The following is a 15,372-nucleotide window of genomic DNA, read 5'->3' on the forward strand; positions in this document are numbered from 1 at the left end:
CAAAATGAAAGAAGAAGATTATATATTATTTGAAGCGTATTTGGCAGGAGAATTATCTGCGGAAGAAAATACAGTTTTTAAAAACCGATTAGAAACTGAAGATGCTTTTCAAGAAAGCTTCAACACGTACAAAGAGTTATCTGGGTTTTTAGAACATAAATTTAAAAATGAAGAAGAAACAGAAGCTTTTAAATCGAACTTAAAGTCTATTTCTAATACACATTTTAGAGCTACTAAAAATACTTCCGAAGAAAAGAAAAAAGATAGTTCATTTCATCTTTTAAAATATGCTATTGCTGCATGTGTCGTTTTGATGTTTGGTATTGTTACTTTTAATAAAATGAACCAACCTGCTTATAGTGATTATAATGAGCATGGTATAATTGATCTAACGGTTAGAGGTGGAAATATTGGTTTACTAATTAAAACAACTAAAGCGTTTAATAATAAAGAATACGAAAAAGCTTCTGGTTATTTAGAGGACTTACTTCAAGAAGAACCAGATAATAAGGAATATCAATTATATTATGCCGTGACTAATTTGGAATTGGATAAGTTTGAGATTTCTCAACCTATTTTACTGGATTTAGCCAAAAGTAATTCTGCATATAAAAACAAAGCAACTTGGTACTTAGCGTTAAGTAACTTTAAACAAGAAAAAGAAGAAGAATCTATAAAATGGTTGAAACAAATTCCGGAAGGAGCAGACGACTATCGTCAAGCGCAGCAACTTTTAAATAAATTAGAATAATAAGCGAAAGCGATACGATTTTAAATTAGCTATTTTTGCAAAATGATAATTACAGATACACATACACATTTATATAGTGAGGATTTTGATGTAGATAGAAATGAAATGATGCAACGTGCTATTGCAGCAAATGTTACCCGTTTTTTTATTCCAGCAATAGATTCTACGTACACAGAATCGATGCTACAATTAGAAACGGATTTTCCGGAAAACGTGCATTTAATGATGGGTTTACATCCTACGCACGTAAAAGAAAACTATAAAGAAGAACTTGCGCATGTAGAAGAAATGCTTGCCAAAAGAAAATTTGTTGCTATTGGTGAGATTGGTATTGATTTATATTGGGATAAAAGTACATTAGAGATACAACAAGATGCTTTTAGACATCAAATTAAATTAGCGAAAAAATATAAGTTACCTATAGTTATTCATTGTAGAGATGCTTTTAATGAAATTTTTGAAATTTTAGAGGAAGAAAAAGACGATACACTCTTCGGAATTTTTCATTGTTTCACAGGAACTTTAGAACAAGCCAAACAAGCAATTTCTTATAACATGAAATTAGGAATTGGTGGCGTTGTAACTTTTAAAAACGGAAAGATAGATCAGTTTTTAAATCAAATAGATGTAAAGCATATTGTTTTAGAAACCGATTCCCCATATTTAGCACCAAAACCATACAGAGGAAAGCGTAACGAAAGTAGTTATATTGTTAAAGTAGTAGAGAAACTAGCCGAAATTTATGCGGTTTCCGAAGAAAAAATAGCTGCCATTACTACAGCGAATTCAGAACATGTTTTCGGAATCTAAATGTAGTAAGCCTTTCTGCGGAATTTGAGGAAATAAATATAATGTTTTGTCCATGGCAGTGCAGACCGTAATAACTTTAGTGAATTTTTAAATTGTAAATCAAATTGTCGACAACAAAACCAAGCATACTTTTAGTATACACCGGAGGAACCATAGGAATGATAAAAGATTCTAAAACAGGAGCTTTAAGGGCTTTTGATTTTAAAAATTTATCGAATAAAATCCCGGAACTCAATTTGTTAGATTGTGAAATTGAAGCTATTTCATTTGACGAACCAATAGATTCTAGTAATATGAATCCAGAATATTGGTCGCAAATCGCTACAATTATAGAAGAGAATTATAGTCAATTTGATGGTTTTGTAGTTTTGCATGGTAGTGATACTATGAGTTACACGGCATCTGCTCTAAGTTTTATGTTAGAAAATCTAAGTAAGCCAGTCATATTTACAGGATCGCAATTACCTATTGGTGATTTACGCACAGATGCTAAAGAGAATTTAATAACCTCTATACAAATAGCGGCTTTACAAAAAAATAATAAACCAGTTATTCAAGAGGTCGGTTTATATTTTGAGTACAAATTATATAGAGCAAATAGAACTACTAAAATTAATGCAGAGCATTTTGAAGCATTTGCATCCTTAAATTATCCAGATTTGGCAGAATCAGGAGTGCATTTAAAAGTAAATAAGGAGCATTTATTAAAGCCCAAAAAAGGAGCAAAGCTTAAAGTTTTTAAAAAATTCAACGAAAACATTGCGCTAGTAAAACTATTTCCAGGAATCTCAAAAGCACTTTTAGAATCTATTTTTTCTACCCCAAACTTAAAAGGGGTTATTTTAGAAACCTATGGCGCAGGAAACTGTTCTACTGAAAATTGGTTTATTGAATTGTTAGAAAATACCATTAAAAAAGGAGTGCATATTATTAACATTACGCAGTGTTCTGGTGGAAGTGTTGCCATGGGGCAGTATGAAACTAGCGAAAAACTTAAAAAAATAGGTATAATTTCAGGAAAAGACATAACAACAGAGGCCGCTATTTGTAAACTTATGTATTTATTAGGACAAAAAATTATGCCTAAAACCTTCAAAATCACATTCGAAACTCCATTAAGAGGAGAAATGGCTTAAAATTAACTGTCAAAATTTTAACATCTAAACTTTTTTTTGTTATTTGAGCCACTGTAATAAAGGATTAAAAATTAGAGAGAGGTGGCCGAGTGGCTTAAGGCGCACGCTTGGAAAGCGTGTATGCGTTAATAGCGTATCGAGGGTTCGAATCCCTTCCTCTCTGCAAAAGAGTTTTTGTACATTATTTAAAAATTCTTTTGTTGTTTTATATAGATAGGATCAAATAATAATAATATTTCCTTCCGTATAAGCTGCTTTTTTATTTTTTAATTGCATTTTTTTTATATCTTTAACACTTTAACTAATAAAATTAAGATCAAGAACCAATGAAAAGATTATTTTCAATTCTAGCCATAGTATGTTTTATGGCATTCGGAACAGCAAATGCAACAACTAATGCAAGCACTATTGCAACAACAGTTGTTACCACTCAAGATGATGCAGCAGATGCAGCAACAGTTGAATCAGAAGGATTTCACCAAGAACTTAAAAGACGATTTATTGAAGGTGGACCAGGATTCATGGGAATCGTATTATTATGTTTAATTCTTGGATTAGCAATTGCTATCGAGAGAATTATCTTTTTAAACTTATCAAGTACAAATACAAAAAAATTAACACAAAACGTTGAAGACGCATTACAATCAGGTGGTTTAGAAGCTGCTAAAGAAGTATGTAGAAACACAAAAGGACCTGTTGCCTCTATTTTCTATCAAGGATTAGATAGAGCAGACGGAGATTTAGAAGCTGCCGAAAAAGCGGTTGTAGCTTATGGTGGTGTTCAAATGGGTCAATTAGAGAAAAACGTATCTTGGATTTCTTTATTTATTGCATTAGCACCAATGTTAGGTTTCATGGGAACTGTAATTGGTATGATTCAAGCCTTTGATAGAATTGAAGCAGCTGGAGATATGCAGCCTTCACTTGTTGCAGGTGGTATTAAAGTAGCACTTTTAACAACCGTATTTGGACTTGTAGTTGCAATTATACTTCAAATCTTTTATAATTATATCATTGCAAAAATTGATAGTATCGTTAATGATATGGAAGATTCTTCTATTAACTTAATGGATATGTTATCAAGATATAAGAAGTAATAGTAATAATTCTAATTTTTAAATTATATTATGAATTCACAAAAAATAATTACCATAATAGTAGGACTAATTGGTGTAATAGCCATGTTTTTCCTAATTAGAATTATTGGTGCAGGTGATGAAGCTGTTAAAGCAGGGGAGTCAGGCGGTACAGTAAATACGTTTATGTATATAGCTTATGCGATTTTTATTGTTACTATAGCTTTAGTGGTTATATTTACTCTAAAAAACTTATTCACACATCCAGCAATGCTTAAAAGTGCGTTGATGGCTGTTGGAGCCTTTTTAGTAGTATTCGCCATATGTTACTTTGTTTTAGCTAGTGGAGAAGAAACACCAATGAGAGAAGGTAAAATGCTTTCTGCAGGAGATTCTAAATTAATAGGAGCTGGTATATATATGTTTTATGCGCTTGGTATAATAGCAATAGGAACTATGTTACTATCTTCGGTTAAAAAAATGATTAAATAAGATGGCAAAAAGAGCAGCACCAGAAGTAAATGCAGGATCGATGGCTGATATCGCTTTCTTACTCCTTATTTTCTTCTTAGTAACAACAACTATCGAAACAGATTCTGGTTTAACTAGAAAACTTCCACCAATGGAGGATTCTGATGAAGATGTTATTATTAAAGAGAAAAACATTTTTCAATTAGAAGTTAATAGAAAAAACGAGTTGTTTTTAAAGACAGGTGGAGAGGAAAAAAGAATTGAAATCAAAGATTTGCGTGCATCCGCTGTTACTTTTCTAGATAATGGAGCAGGAACAGGAGATAATGCTTGTAAATTTTGCCAAGGAAAGAAGAACCCAAGGTCCTCTGATAATTTTGATAAAGCAATTATTTCTTTACAGAATGATAGAGCCACGGAGTATGACACGTATATAGCAGTTCAAAATGAAATTATTGCTGCTTATAATGAGTTAAGAAATAGAGAATTTAAAAGAGCATTTCCTACTTTAGATATGAACTTTATTGAGGCTGAAAATGCATATTCAGATGCAAGAACAACACCTGCAACAAAAGCAAAACTAAAAGTGAAATTAGAGGAAATTAAAATACTTGTTCCTCAAAAATTCTCTGAAGCAGAGCCAAAGTCTAATTAGATAAAAAACTTAAATAAAATATGTCTAAATTTAAAAAGAAAAAAGGAGGCGAAATTCCAGCAGTGAATACGGCATCTTTACCAGATATTGTATTTATGTTATTATTCTTTTTCATGGTAGCTACTGTTATGAGACAAAACACTTTAATGATTGAGAATAAATTACCTCAAGCAGATCAGGTTGAAAAACTAGATAAAAAGAGTTTGGTAATGTATATTTATGCTGGTAAACCTAGTACAAATTACAAAAGTCAATATGGAAGTGAGGCTAGAATACAGCTAAACGATAAGTTTGCTGATGTTAAAGACATTGCTGCTTTTATTGCTGCAGAAAGAGCCGCTAAAAGAGAAGAAGAAGTACCTTTTCTTACTACTGCTCTAAAAGTAGATAGTAAAGCAAACATGGGATTGGTAACAGATATCAAACAAGAATTGCGTAAGGTAAACGCATTAAAAATTAATTATACAACTAGAAAAGGTAATGCCTTAGAAGGTTTAAAGAAATAATTATAAATCTTAATTTTATAAAAAGGCGTTTTGAGAAATCATTACGCCTTTTTTTTGTAGCAAATGAAACATATTATTTTTATTGTACTGTGCTTTTTTAGTCTAACCAATTCTTTTTCGCAAGAAGAAAAATCTGTAGAACAAGAGGTCGATTCTTTATATAAAGAAGATCAATTTTATATTGGTGTTACCTATAATTTATTGGTGCAAAGACCAAAGGGCGTTTCACAAAGTGGGTTTTCTAGTGGTTTTCATTTAGGATACATTAAAGACATGCCAATTAACGTAAACCGTAATGTTGCTATTGGTGTAGGCTTAGGTCTTTCTAGTAATTCTTTTAATCAGAATATGTTGATAGATAAGGATAGTGATAGTAAGTATACCTACACGGTTTTAGAGGATAGTGAAACATCGTATACTAAGAATAAATTTACAACCTATATGATTGAAGCTCCCATTGAATTTAGATGGCGAACTTCTACACCAACCGAATATAAATTCTGGAGGATATACACTGGATTTAAATTGGGATATGTGCTAGCCAACTCTTCAAAATTTGTTGGTGACACTACTATTAAACATGGTGGTATTAAAGACTTCAATAAGTTGCAATATGGTTTTACCATTAGCGCAGGTTATAATACCTGGAATATTCACTTCTATTATGCATTAAACACCCTATTTAATAAAGATGCACAATTGGATAGCACAAGTTTAGATATGCATGCAGTAAAAATAGGGTTGATGCTTTATTTACTATAAGTGCGATAATTGAATTGTCTGTTCAGTGCTGCTTGAAAGTTATTTATTCTCAAAGAAACTGGAGGAAACCTAACCTTGCTTTTAGTGCAACCAGTAATTCAATAGCGTAAGTTGCGGTAAAAATCCAATACAAAAACCAGCAAGTAACTCCACATAATTATGTGCTTTTAAGTGTAACCTTGAAGTGGCTATCGCTCCTGTAAGTATTGCCATTATCGCTAACGTGCCATTAATATTTATACCAAAGTGTATGCTTAAAGCGATATAAAACATAAATACACCAGATATAGCAATCATGTGTATGCTTGCTTTGAATTTTAATATAGCTAGAATAAAGCAAGTAAGGTTAGATAGCAATACACCAATAAAAAAATAGTAGAGCTCTATAATCTCACTAGGAGGAAAAACACGCTTTACTATTAAATAGATAATAATGCAATTGAGACCTAAAGGCAAAACACGTTCTTTAGCCGTTTTTAAATAAATGCTATTAGTTTTACCTATCGTTTTTAATAAGTAATATATAAGTATAGGCAGTATTACGGTTAAAATAGAAATAGAAATAAGCTTTGCTTGTATTATTTCTTTAGGAATAAATCTTGGTGATTTGGAAAAGTAAAAAATCACACCAAGTAATGGCATGATTAAAGGGTGAAAAATAAACGATATGCTTTTTAGAATGTGATTCATTAAATCTTTTTTCGCAATCTTGCCACAGGGATATCTAATTGCTCTCTATATTTTGCAACCGTACGTCTAGCAATAGGATAACCTTTTTCTTTTAATATTTTTGCTAAAGCTTCGTCTGTTAAAGGTTTTTTCTTGCTTTCTTCTTCAATAACTGTTTCTAATATTTTTTTAATTTCTCTAGTAGAAACTTCTTCTCCTTTATCATTAGTCATAGACTCACTAAAGAATTCTTTAATCAATTTGGTACCGTAAGGTGTGTCCACATATTTACTATTTGCAACACGAGAAACCGTAGATACATCCATTTCAATCTCATCTGCAATATCTTTTAAAATCATAGGTTTGAGATTACGCTCATCTCCCGTTAAAAAATATTCGCTTTGGTAATGCATAATAGAACTCATGGTTACAAAAAGCGTCTGTTGTCTTTGCTTAATCGCTTCAATAAACCATTTTGCGGCATCTAGTTTCTGTTTAATAAACATGACCGCATCTTTTTGTGATTTGCTTTTTTGTTTGGTTTCTTTATAGCCTTTAAGCATATTGTTGTATTCTCTCGATACATGAAGTTCTGGAGCATTTCTTCCGTTTAAGGTGAGCTCTAATTCTCCGTTTACAATCTTGATGGCAAAATCTGGAACAACGTGTTCTACTCTTCGGTTATTTCCAGCATAGCTTCCACCTGGTTTTGGATTTAAGCGTTCTATCTCGTGAATAGCGTCTTTAAGTTGTAACTCGCTGATATCAAATTTTTGTAAAAGCTTTTTGTAATGTTTTTTAGTAAACTGTTCAAAAGCTTTATCAATAATACTAGTTGCTAATGCTACATCTGGATGCTGTTCTTTTCTGTGTAACTGAATGGATAAACACTCTTGTAAATTTCTAGCCCCAACTCCTGCAGGATCTAATTGATGTACAATTTTTAAAACCCGTTCAATTTTTTCTTCCGTAGTAAAAACGTTTTGAGTAAACGCTAAATCATCCATAATATCTGATAATTCCCGACGGATATAACCACTTTCATCTACACTACCAACCAAAAATTCTGCGATGTCGCGTTCTTCGTCATTTAGTCTGTAGGTATTCAATTGGTTTACTAAATGTTGTGTAAAAGAAGTCCCTGCGGCATAAGGCATGGTTTTTTCTTCATCGTCTGCACTATAATTATTTACTTGTGTTCTATAATCTGGTACTTCGTCATCGCTTAAATACTCATCTACATTAATATCTCCAGCATCTATGGTTTCGTTGTCATCATAATCATCTTTGGTGTTATCGAGATCATCATCATAGTCACTATCATTTTCTTCTTTACCGCCTTCAAGAGCGGGGTTTTCTTCCAGTTCTTGCTTTAAACGTTGTTCAAATGCTTGTGTTGGCAACTGTATCAATTTCATTAATTGAATCTGTTGTGGGGACAATTTTTGCGATAATTTGAACTGTAAATATTGTTTAAGCATTGTTATGTTTTGATTTTACCTACTTATGTTAGAAATGGTAGTAAAGCTAAAAATAAAAAAAACAATCTAGATTATGCCTAATCTAGATTGTTTTAATTAAAATATTTTTATAATGCGTAATTATTCCGAAGCCTTATTCTCTTTAAAATATTTATACAGAATAGTAACAGCAAGAAAACTCCAAATTAGTCGGTATACCCAAATGTTTAATTCCATTCCGAATATCGTAGCGTGTTCTAAGTTGCTAAAAAAGCTATAGATTACGTTTGCAACGGCTAATATTCCTATTATTAAGGATAATGTTCTATTCATGATGTTATATTTTTAAAACTCTGCGTTTTGAGGTGTTCTTGGGTAAGGGATTACATCACGAATGTTGGTCATTCCTGTTGCAAACATTACCAAACGCTCAAAACCTAAACCAAATCCAGAATGTACAGCGGTACCATATTTACGTAAATCTAAATACCACCAAAGTTCTTCTTCCGAAATATCTAATGCCGCCATTTTTTCTTTTAAAACATCTAAACGCTCTTCACGTTGTGCACCACCAACTATTTCTCCTATTCCTGGAAAAAGAATATCCATAGCGCGAACCGTTTTACCATCTTCATTTAAACGCATGTAAAATGCTTTAATGTTTGCAGGATAGTCAAATAAGATTACTGGACATTTAAAATGTTTTTCTACTAAGAAACGTTCGTGTTCACTTTGTAGATCTGCTCCCCATTCTTCAATAATATAATTGAATTTTTTCTTCTTGTTTGGCTTCGAGTTTCTTAAAATATCAATAGCTTCCGTATAACTTACACGTTTGAAATTATTGTCTACAACGAATTTTAATTTTTCAATTAAACTCATTTCACTGCGTTCTGCTTGTGGTTTTGTTTTTTCTTCGTCCAATAAACGAGTTTCTAAAAATTCTAAATCTTCTCGGTTATTTTCTAAAATATGAGTTAAAACCGATTTCATAAAGTCTTCCGCTAAATCCATATTTCCAGCTAAATCCATAAAAGCAACTTCTGGTTCAATCATCCAAAATTCAGATAAATGACGCGAAGTATTGGAGTTTTCTGCTCTAAATGTAGGTCCGAAAGTATATACTTTACCAAGAGACATCGCGTATGTTTCTGCTTCTAATTGCCCCGAAACGGTTAAGTTGGTTTCGCTTCCGAAGAAATCTTCTTTAAAATCTACTTTCCCGTCTTCTGTTAATGGAGGCGTTTTAGCATCTAAATTAGTTACTCTAAACATTTCACCAGCGCCTTCTGCATCACTTCCTGTGATGATTGGCGTGTGCATGTAGTAAAAACCGTTTTCATTAAAGTATTTATGAATGGCAAAAGATAAGCTAGAACGTAAACGCATGATCGCACTAAAGGTGTTGGTACGAGTACGTAAATGTGCATTTTTTCTTAAAAACTCTAACGTATGTTTTTTAGGTTGTATAGGATACTCTTCAGGATCGGAGTCTCCAAGAATTTCGATGCTGGTTACAACAATCTCTACTTTTTGACCTTTACCTTGGCTTTCTATCAGTTCTCCTTTAATATGTACTGCAGCTCCAGTTGTGATGCGCTTAAGCGTGTTTTCGTCTGTGTTTTCAAAATCGACAACACATTGTATATTGTTAATTGTCGATCCGTCATTTAAGGCAATAAAACGTTTAGCACGAAAGGTTCTAACCCAACCGTTTATTTCTATTTCTTGACCAAATTGGTCTTTGGCTAATAATTGTGAAACTGTATTAGTGTTCATTGTATTTAATTTTTTTTCATCTACGCCAAGGCTTCGATGTATATGGATGCAAATATAATTTATTGTTGTATTTAATCTTCAGAAACATTTAGATTTTCATCTTCGTCATTTTCTTCAGGAATAATATTTATCGCTGGTTCTCTTAAAACTTCTTTGTTGGCAATACTTCTTTCTAGTGAAAGTAATAAAGATGGTAAAAGTAATAAATTAGAGAGCATGGCAAATAATAGCGTTGTAGAAACTAAGGCTCCTAAAGCTACTGTACCTCCAAAGCTTGAAAAGGTAAACACCAAAAACCCGAAAAATAATACGATAGATGTGTAAAACATACTCACTCCGGTTTCTCGTAAAGCGGCGTAAACCGATTTTTTAATTTTCCAGTGATTGGCAATTAATTCTTGTCTGTATTTTGCTAAAAAGTGAATGGTATCATCTACAGAAATACCAAATGCAATACTAAAAACTAATATGGTAGATGGTTTTATTGGTACTCCCAAATACCCCATTAATCCTGCTGTAATTAATAACGGTAATAGGTTTGGTATTAAGGAAACAATGATCATTCTAAAAGATCGAAACATATATGCCATAAACAATGCTATTAATAAAATAGCAAGCGATAATGAAATGGCTAAGTTTTTTACTAAATATTTTGTTCCTTTTTGAAAAACTAATGCTTTTCCTGTCATGGTAATGTTGAAGTTTTCTTTAGGAAAAACCTTGTCTATTTTATTTTGAAGGTTTTCTTCAATGCGTTCCATTTTGTCTGTACCAATATCTTTCATGAAAGTGGTGATACGTGCATATTGTCCTGTGCTATCCACAAAGTTTTTAAGCAAGTCTACATCAGACGATGAGTTTTTTGCATACGACATGATAAAACTGTTTTCTTGACTTGTTGGCAATTGGTAATATTTCGGATTACCATTATAATAAGCCTGTTTCGAGTATTTTACTAAACTTACTACAGAAATTGGTTTAGAGAGTTCTGGCGTTTCCAGAATAACTTCTTCTAGTTGATCCATTCGTTTTAAGGTAGAAAGTTTCATAACTCCCTTTTTACGTTTGGTATCTACTAAAATTTCTAGAGGCATAATTCCATTAAACTCTTCTTCAAAAAATCGGATATCTTGAAAGAATCCGGACTTTTTAGACATGTCTTCAATTAAACTACCAGAAATTTTGATTTGAAAAATACCAATGATACTCAGTGTTAAAAGTACCACAGAAGTGATATAAATGGTAATTCGTTTTTGTTTTACCATGCGTTCAATCCAATCTACAAAACCACCAATCCATTTTTTATTTAGGTGTTCTAAATGTCTGTCTTTAGGATACGGTAAAAAGGTGTAAATAATAGGAATGATTAGTAAACACAATATAAAAATGGAGATTATACTTAAAGATGCAACAATACCAAACTCTTTTAAAAGCTGACTTTCGGTTAAAATAAATGTTGCAAAACCAGATGCTGTGGTAACATTGGTCATTAATGTAGCATTACCAACTTTGGTGATTACACGTTGTAAAGATCTTACTTTGTTACCATGTAATTTTACTTCAAGTTGGTACTTATTAATTAAGAAAATACAGTTAGGGATACCAATTACAATTATTAATGGTGGAATTAGTGCGGTTAAAACCGTGATTTCATAGCCAAGTAAACCAATAATACCAAAGGTCCACATCACACCAAAACAAACTACAATAAGGGATATAAAAGTTGCTCTAAACGACCTGAAAAATAAAAAGAAAATAAAAGATGTAACTAGCAGTGCTAAACCAATAAACTTGCCGATCTCATCTACAATGTTTTGCGCATTTAAAGTTCTAATGTAAGGCATTCCAGATACTCTAACATCTAGATTTGTTTGTTTTTCAAAAGCAGCAATTTTAGGTATAAGGTTATCAAAAACAAAATCTTTTCTCGCGGCAGTATTTACAATTTCCTTATTCATGTAAATTGCTGTACGTACCGTTTTTGTGTTTTTGTTAAACAGAAAATTGTCGTAAAAAGGATATTTCTCAAACAGTTCTTCTTGTAGAAGATCTATTTGTTCTATGGAGGTTATCGAATCTTTTATAAAAGGTTCTAGTGCAAATTTTTCATTCTTGGTGTCTTTTATCAGTTTCTGAAGATCGCTAATCGAGACCACCGTTTCTACTTCGTCTGTGTTTTTAAAGCTTTCTGAAAGTTTGTTCCAAGCGTTTAATTTTTCGACTGTAAAAAGGGTCGTGTCTTTTACACCTAAAACAATTAGGTTTCCTTCTTCACCAAAAATATCAAGAAAGTTGTTATATTTTTGATTTACTTCATGGTCATCTGGTAATAAATTAGCTTCGGTGTATGTAAAGCGCATGTATTTCCATTGCGTAGCAAGTAATCCAGTAGCTAATAATATACCAAGTATAATGGCGATTTTATTACGTAGAATTAGTCCTGCAATAACATCCCAAAAGCTTTTTGTAAATAGTTTGAACATAGTATAATTAAATAAATGCATCTATTTAAGGACATTTTAAGACTTTTAATTGAGGCAAAATTACGTCGTTAAATTAGAGTGGTAAAGGTAGGAAAAAGCTAGGTATAACAAAGTCTTAAATTGTTATAAAGTAACGTTAAATGTAAATTTTAACGCCATATTATCTTCTAGTTTAGGTAAATGATATCCGCCATATCTGTAGGTGAAACTTAAACCGAAACCAAAAAATAGTTTATTGATTTCTAAACCAGATTCTGTAAACCCTTTTTCAAGGGTATTAAAGGTAATTTGTTGGTGTCTTTCTGTATTGCTCATGTTACCAATAGCAAATCTAGAAATTAGTACTAATTCTGGATTGAAACGTCTGCTTATTTTAAACGGACTTAAGTGATGTTTGAATTGTAAGGTGGTAATTCTATCGGAAAAGAATTCGTTAAAAAACATCGTTTCAAAACTTGTTACGCCAGCTACAGAAAACCGTTGCATAATGGTTTCCTTATTTATATTATTGGGATACGCGTGATATAAATGTGATAAAGGAGTTTCTCCACTTGCTAATCCAGCAGTAAGCGTTAATAAGGAAAATGCTTTGTTGCCATATTCTTTTTTAAAGATGGTTCTAAAATCTAGTTTCGAGAAATTAAAGTCGCCATTAAAAACATCACTAAAACTTTTAGTGTATTGTAAAGTGAACTTAGGATAGCCTTCTTTAAGTATTTTGAATTTGTTATCGATGGTTTCAAAAGAACTAAAAGGACTCCATTGCACTGCTGTTTTAGAAATGCTTAAATGCATTTGATTGTATACTTTGTTATTTACTACAAAGCTATAATCATAGGTTGTGTTTATATTACTAATTGCAAGTTCGGTCTCACCAATCAAACTAGGTGTTAGTTGATGCTCTAATGAAATAGCTTTTGTAATATGTTTATAGAACAAATTGATGTTTAGAAGTCTTGGTTCAAAAAGCTGGAAAAACCTGCTGTCTGTTAAAAAGGTAGAGCTTCCGGTTTCACTTAAATCGTCGGTGTATGAGAAGTTTAGCCAAGTGTTGGTTTTTTCGTTTAGTTTAATTCCTGAACCAAAACTATACTTAAAAGCATCATCTCTAAAACCATAAACAACGTAGGCGTTGAATCTTATTTTTTCTGAAAATGCATTATTTGTTTGTCCGCCAAGACCATTTCTAGATCCTTCATATTGGTTATATTTCACTAAATATCTTAAGTCAATATCAAAATATTTTGTTGGGAAATAGCCATTACCTAATTGCTGTAAAAAGGCTTTTCTTTTCAGGGAATCTTTTGTTACAACTTTAGTCGAATCTGTTGAAATTGTTGTTTGTGCTTTACTTAAAAAGAAGGATAAACAAAGTAAAAATGTAAAGCAGTATTTTTTCATTAATATTATAGGGATGCATTTATAGAGGTAGCTAGTACTTCTTTGATGTTGGTTCTATAACCTAATTCTTTGAGTACTATTTCTCCTTTTTTATTAATTACGATACTTGTAGGGTAGCTATTTACGCCATACATGGTAATGACATCATTAGCATTTGCTAAAATAGTATACGCAAACGGGTTGCTTTCTAAAAAATCATTTACAACTCCTTTTTTATTGAAAGTAAGTGCTAAAAAGACAACGTCTTCCTCTTTAAAATTAGATGCTAATTTGTTTAGTTCTGGCATCTCTGCAATGCACGGTCCACATTTTGTAAACCAAAAATTAAGGACAACTACTTTGCCTTTTAGTTCGGATAGTTTATAGGATTTGCCATGTATATCTTTTGCAATAAAATCTAAAGCACGTTCACCAGGAGCAAATATAGCTTCTGCATTTTGTTCTATTAAAATAGGTGTGTTGCTTTTTTTTAGGAACACAAGACTTTTCAACTTCCCATTTGTATCCGCAAAAAAAATAGGTTTGTAATCTGTGTTTGTCATTAAAGACAAGCTAGCCATAGAAAGCAGTTTACCTTGTTCATTAAACAACAAAACATCTGGCGTAATATTAATTGGGGTGCTTGCTATTTGTGCTTCCGTTAGTTGGTACTGATTGGCAGGTATAAACGGATATTTATTTTGTGCAACACTAATAGCACATTGAAATAAGCAAAGGATTAATAAAAGGTGAAGTGTTTTTTGCATAATTAGATAAACGAAAAATATATGTTATTGGTATAAAAAAAGCGACAAGAACGTCGCTTTTAAATTATACGGTCATGATTTCTTTTTCTTTAACAGCAAATACTTCATCAATTTTTTTGATATAGTTGTCTGTTAAACCTTGCACATCTTTCTCTGCATTTTTTAGAAGATCTTCAGAGATCCCATCTGCTTTTTTAAGGTCGTTATTCGCTTCTTTTCTTGCGTTTCTAATACCAACTTTTGCGTCTTCTACTTCGGCTTTTGCTTGTTTTGCTAAATCACGTCTGCGTTCTTCTGTTAAAGGCGGAACGTTGATAATAATAAGATCACCATTATTCATTGGGTTAAAACCAAGGTTAGCGTACATAATACCGCGCTCAATTTCTTGAAGCATATTTTTTTCCCAAGGTTGTACTGTAATCGTTCTACCATCTGTAGTATTTACATTGGCAACTTGAGCTAGCGGCGTTTGTGAACCATAATAATCTACCATTACACTACCAAGCATGGCAGGGCTAGCTTTACCCGCTCTAATGTTGGATAATTGTTTTTCTAGATGCTTCATGGCGTTTACCATTGCTTCTTTTGTTCCGTCTATTATAAATTGGATGTCTTCGTTCATTTTTTAAGAAATTTTAATATACTAGTTTAGTTTTCAAAAACTAAG

General features: G+C 32.1%; 16 protein-coding genes and 1 tRNA gene. 9 read left to right on the forward strand and 8 right to left on the reverse strand.

Annotated elements, in window-relative coordinates; genetic code table 11:
- Positions 1 to 4 precede the first annotated feature (4 nt).
- From ACVCXO_RS17505 to ACVCXO_RS17545, 9 genes are all read left to right on the forward strand, one after another.
- Entirely contained in the window at positions 5 to 751 is a 747-nt protein-coding gene (locus tag ACVCXO_RS17505) for a tetratricopeptide repeat protein (RefSeq protein ID WP_452230886.1), read from the forward strand.
- Positions 752 to 793: 42 nt separating this feature from the next.
- Positions 794 to 1,561, forward strand: a complete 768-nt coding sequence (locus ACVCXO_RS17510) for a TatD family hydrolase (protein ID WP_452230887.1) — start codon at positions 794 to 796, stop codon at positions 1,559 to 1,561.
- A 104-nt stretch (positions 1,562 to 1,665) separates the two neighbouring features.
- The gene (locus tag ACVCXO_RS17515) at positions 1,666 to 2,697 is read left to right on the forward strand and encodes an asparaginase (protein WP_452230888.1); all 1,032 of its coding nucleotides are present in this window, start codon (positions 1,666 to 1,668) and stop codon (positions 2,695 to 2,697) included.
- A gap of 75 nt (positions 2,698 to 2,772) precedes the next feature.
- Positions 2,773 to 2,860: transfer RNA gene (locus ACVCXO_RS17520), tRNA-Ser, on the forward strand.
- Between the two features lie 163 nt (positions 2,861 to 3,023).
- The gene (locus ACVCXO_RS17525) at positions 3,024 to 3,794 is read left to right on the forward strand and encodes a MotA/TolQ/ExbB proton channel family protein (protein ID WP_055443845.1); all 771 of its coding nucleotides are present in this window, start codon (positions 3,024 to 3,026) and stop codon (positions 3,792 to 3,794) included.
- A 30-nt stretch (positions 3,795 to 3,824) separates the two neighbouring features.
- Positions 3,825 to 4,265, forward strand: coding sequence for a hypothetical protein (locus ACVCXO_RS17530; protein ID WP_452230889.1), 441 nt, complete (start codon positions 3,825 to 3,827; stop codon positions 4,263 to 4,265).
- A gap of 1 nt (position 4,266) precedes the next feature.
- Positions 4,267 to 4,899 (forward strand): ExbD/TolR family protein, encoded by a 633-nt coding sequence (locus ACVCXO_RS17535; protein WP_452230890.1) that lies wholly within the window; start codon positions 4,267 to 4,269, stop codon positions 4,897 to 4,899.
- Positions 4,900 to 4,919: 20 nt separating this feature from the next.
- Positions 4,920 to 5,405, forward strand: a complete 486-nt coding sequence (locus ACVCXO_RS17540; protein WP_452230891.1) for an ExbD/TolR family protein — start codon at positions 4,920 to 4,922, stop codon at positions 5,403 to 5,405.
- Between the two features lie 63 nt (positions 5,406 to 5,468).
- Entirely contained in the window at positions 5,469 to 6,167 is a 699-nt protein-coding gene (locus ACVCXO_RS17545) for a porin family protein (RefSeq protein WP_452230892.1), read from the forward strand.
- An 81-nt stretch (positions 6,168 to 6,248) separates the two neighbouring features.
- Here the strand turns inward: ACVCXO_RS17545 and ACVCXO_RS17550 are convergent, their stop codons facing one another.
- The 8 genes from ACVCXO_RS17550 to frr form a co-directional block, all read right to left on the reverse strand.
- On the reverse strand, positions 6,249 to 6,857 hold the full coding sequence (locus ACVCXO_RS17550) for a hypothetical protein (protein WP_452230893.1): 609 nt from the start codon (positions 6,855 to 6,857) through the stop codon (positions 6,249 to 6,251).
- Positions 6,857 to 8,317: an RNA polymerase factor sigma-54 gene (gene rpoN / locus ACVCXO_RS17555; protein WP_452230894.1), complete on the reverse strand. Its 1,461-nt coding sequence runs from the start codon at positions 8,315 to 8,317 to the stop codon at positions 6,857 to 6,859. The genes ACVCXO_RS17550 and rpoN overlap by 1 nt, the downstream gene beginning before the upstream one ends.
- Before the next feature lie 120 nt (positions 8,318 to 8,437).
- On the reverse strand, positions 8,438 to 8,629 hold the full coding sequence (locus tag ACVCXO_RS17560) for a hypothetical protein (RefSeq protein ID WP_452230895.1): 192 nt from the start codon (positions 8,627 to 8,629) through the stop codon (positions 8,438 to 8,440).
- Positions 8,630 to 8,641: 12 nt separating this feature from the next.
- Entirely contained in the window at positions 8,642 to 10,075 is a 1,434-nt protein-coding gene (gene asnS, locus ACVCXO_RS17565) for an asparagine--tRNA ligase (protein WP_452230896.1), read from the reverse strand.
- 71 nt (positions 10,076 to 10,146) lie between these two features.
- Positions 10,147 to 12,558 (reverse strand): efflux RND transporter permease subunit, encoded by a 2,412-nt coding sequence (locus ACVCXO_RS17570; RefSeq protein WP_452231171.1) that lies wholly within the window; start codon positions 12,556 to 12,558, stop codon positions 10,147 to 10,149.
- A gap of 123 nt (positions 12,559 to 12,681) precedes the next feature.
- Positions 12,682 to 13,959, reverse strand: coding sequence for a hypothetical protein (locus ACVCXO_RS17575; RefSeq protein WP_452230897.1), 1,278 nt, complete (start codon positions 13,957 to 13,959; stop codon positions 12,682 to 12,684).
- Positions 13,960 to 13,964: 5 nt separating this feature from the next.
- Positions 13,965 to 14,705 (reverse strand): peroxiredoxin family protein, encoded by a 741-nt coding sequence (locus ACVCXO_RS17580; RefSeq protein WP_452230898.1) that lies wholly within the window; start codon positions 14,703 to 14,705, stop codon positions 13,965 to 13,967.
- Positions 14,706 to 14,769: 64 nt separating this feature from the next.
- Positions 14,770 to 15,327, reverse strand: a complete 558-nt coding sequence (gene frr / locus ACVCXO_RS17585) for a ribosome recycling factor (protein WP_452230899.1) — start codon at positions 15,325 to 15,327, stop codon at positions 14,770 to 14,772.
- Between the last annotated feature and the right edge of the window lie 45 nt (positions 15,328 to 15,372).

The sequence above is a fragment of the Lacinutrix sp. MEBiC02404 genome, from assembly GCF_053601575.1.

Coding starts and splice junctions, on each gene's coding strand:
- ACVCXO_RS17505 (WP_452230886.1), top strand. CDS start 5: ATGAAAGAAGAAGATTATATATTATTTGAAGCGTATTTGGCAGGAGAA.
- ACVCXO_RS17510 (WP_452230887.1), top strand. CDS start 794: ATGATAATTACAGATACACATACACATTTATATAGTGAGGATTTTGAT.
- ACVCXO_RS17525 (WP_055443845.1), top strand. CDS start 3,024: ATGAAAAGATTATTTTCAATTCTAGCCATAGTATGTTTTATGGCATTC.
- ACVCXO_RS17530 (WP_452230889.1), top strand. CDS start 3,825: ATGAATTCACAAAAAATAATTACCATAATAGTAGGACTAATTGGTGTA.
- ACVCXO_RS17535 (WP_452230890.1), top strand. CDS start 4,267: ATGGCAAAAAGAGCAGCACCAGAAGTAAATGCAGGATCGATGGCTGAT.
- ACVCXO_RS17540 (WP_452230891.1), top strand. CDS start 4,920: ATGTCTAAATTTAAAAAGAAAAAAGGAGGCGAAATTCCAGCAGTGAAT.
- ACVCXO_RS17545 (WP_452230892.1), top strand. CDS start 5,469: ATGAAACATATTATTTTTATTGTACTGTGCTTTTTTAGTCTAACCAAT.
- ACVCXO_RS17550 (WP_452230893.1), bottom strand. CDS start 6,857: ATGAATCACATTCTAAAAAGCATATCGTTTATTTTTCACCCTTTAATC.
- rpoN (WP_452230894.1), bottom strand. CDS start 8,317: ATGCTTAAACAATATTTACAGTTCAAATTATCGCAAAAATTGTCCCCA.
- ACVCXO_RS17560 (WP_452230895.1), bottom strand. CDS start 8,629: ATGAATAGAACATTATCCTTAATAATAGGAATATTAGCCGTTGCAAAC.
- asnS (WP_452230896.1), bottom strand. CDS start 10,075: ATGAACACTAATACAGTTTCACAATTATTAGCCAAAGACCAATTTGGT.
- ACVCXO_RS17570 (WP_452231171.1), bottom strand. CDS start 12,558: ATGTTCAAACTATTTACAAAAAGCTTTTGGGATGTTATTGCAGGACTA.
- ACVCXO_RS17575 (WP_452230897.1), bottom strand. CDS start 13,959: ATGAAAAAATACTGCTTTACATTTTTACTTTGTTTATCCTTCTTTTTA.
- ACVCXO_RS17580 (WP_452230898.1), bottom strand. CDS start 14,705: ATGCAAAAAACACTTCACCTTTTATTAATCCTTTGCTTATTTCAATGT.
- frr (WP_452230899.1), bottom strand. CDS start 15,327: ATGAACGAAGACATCCAATTTATAATAGACGGAACAAAAGAAGCAATG.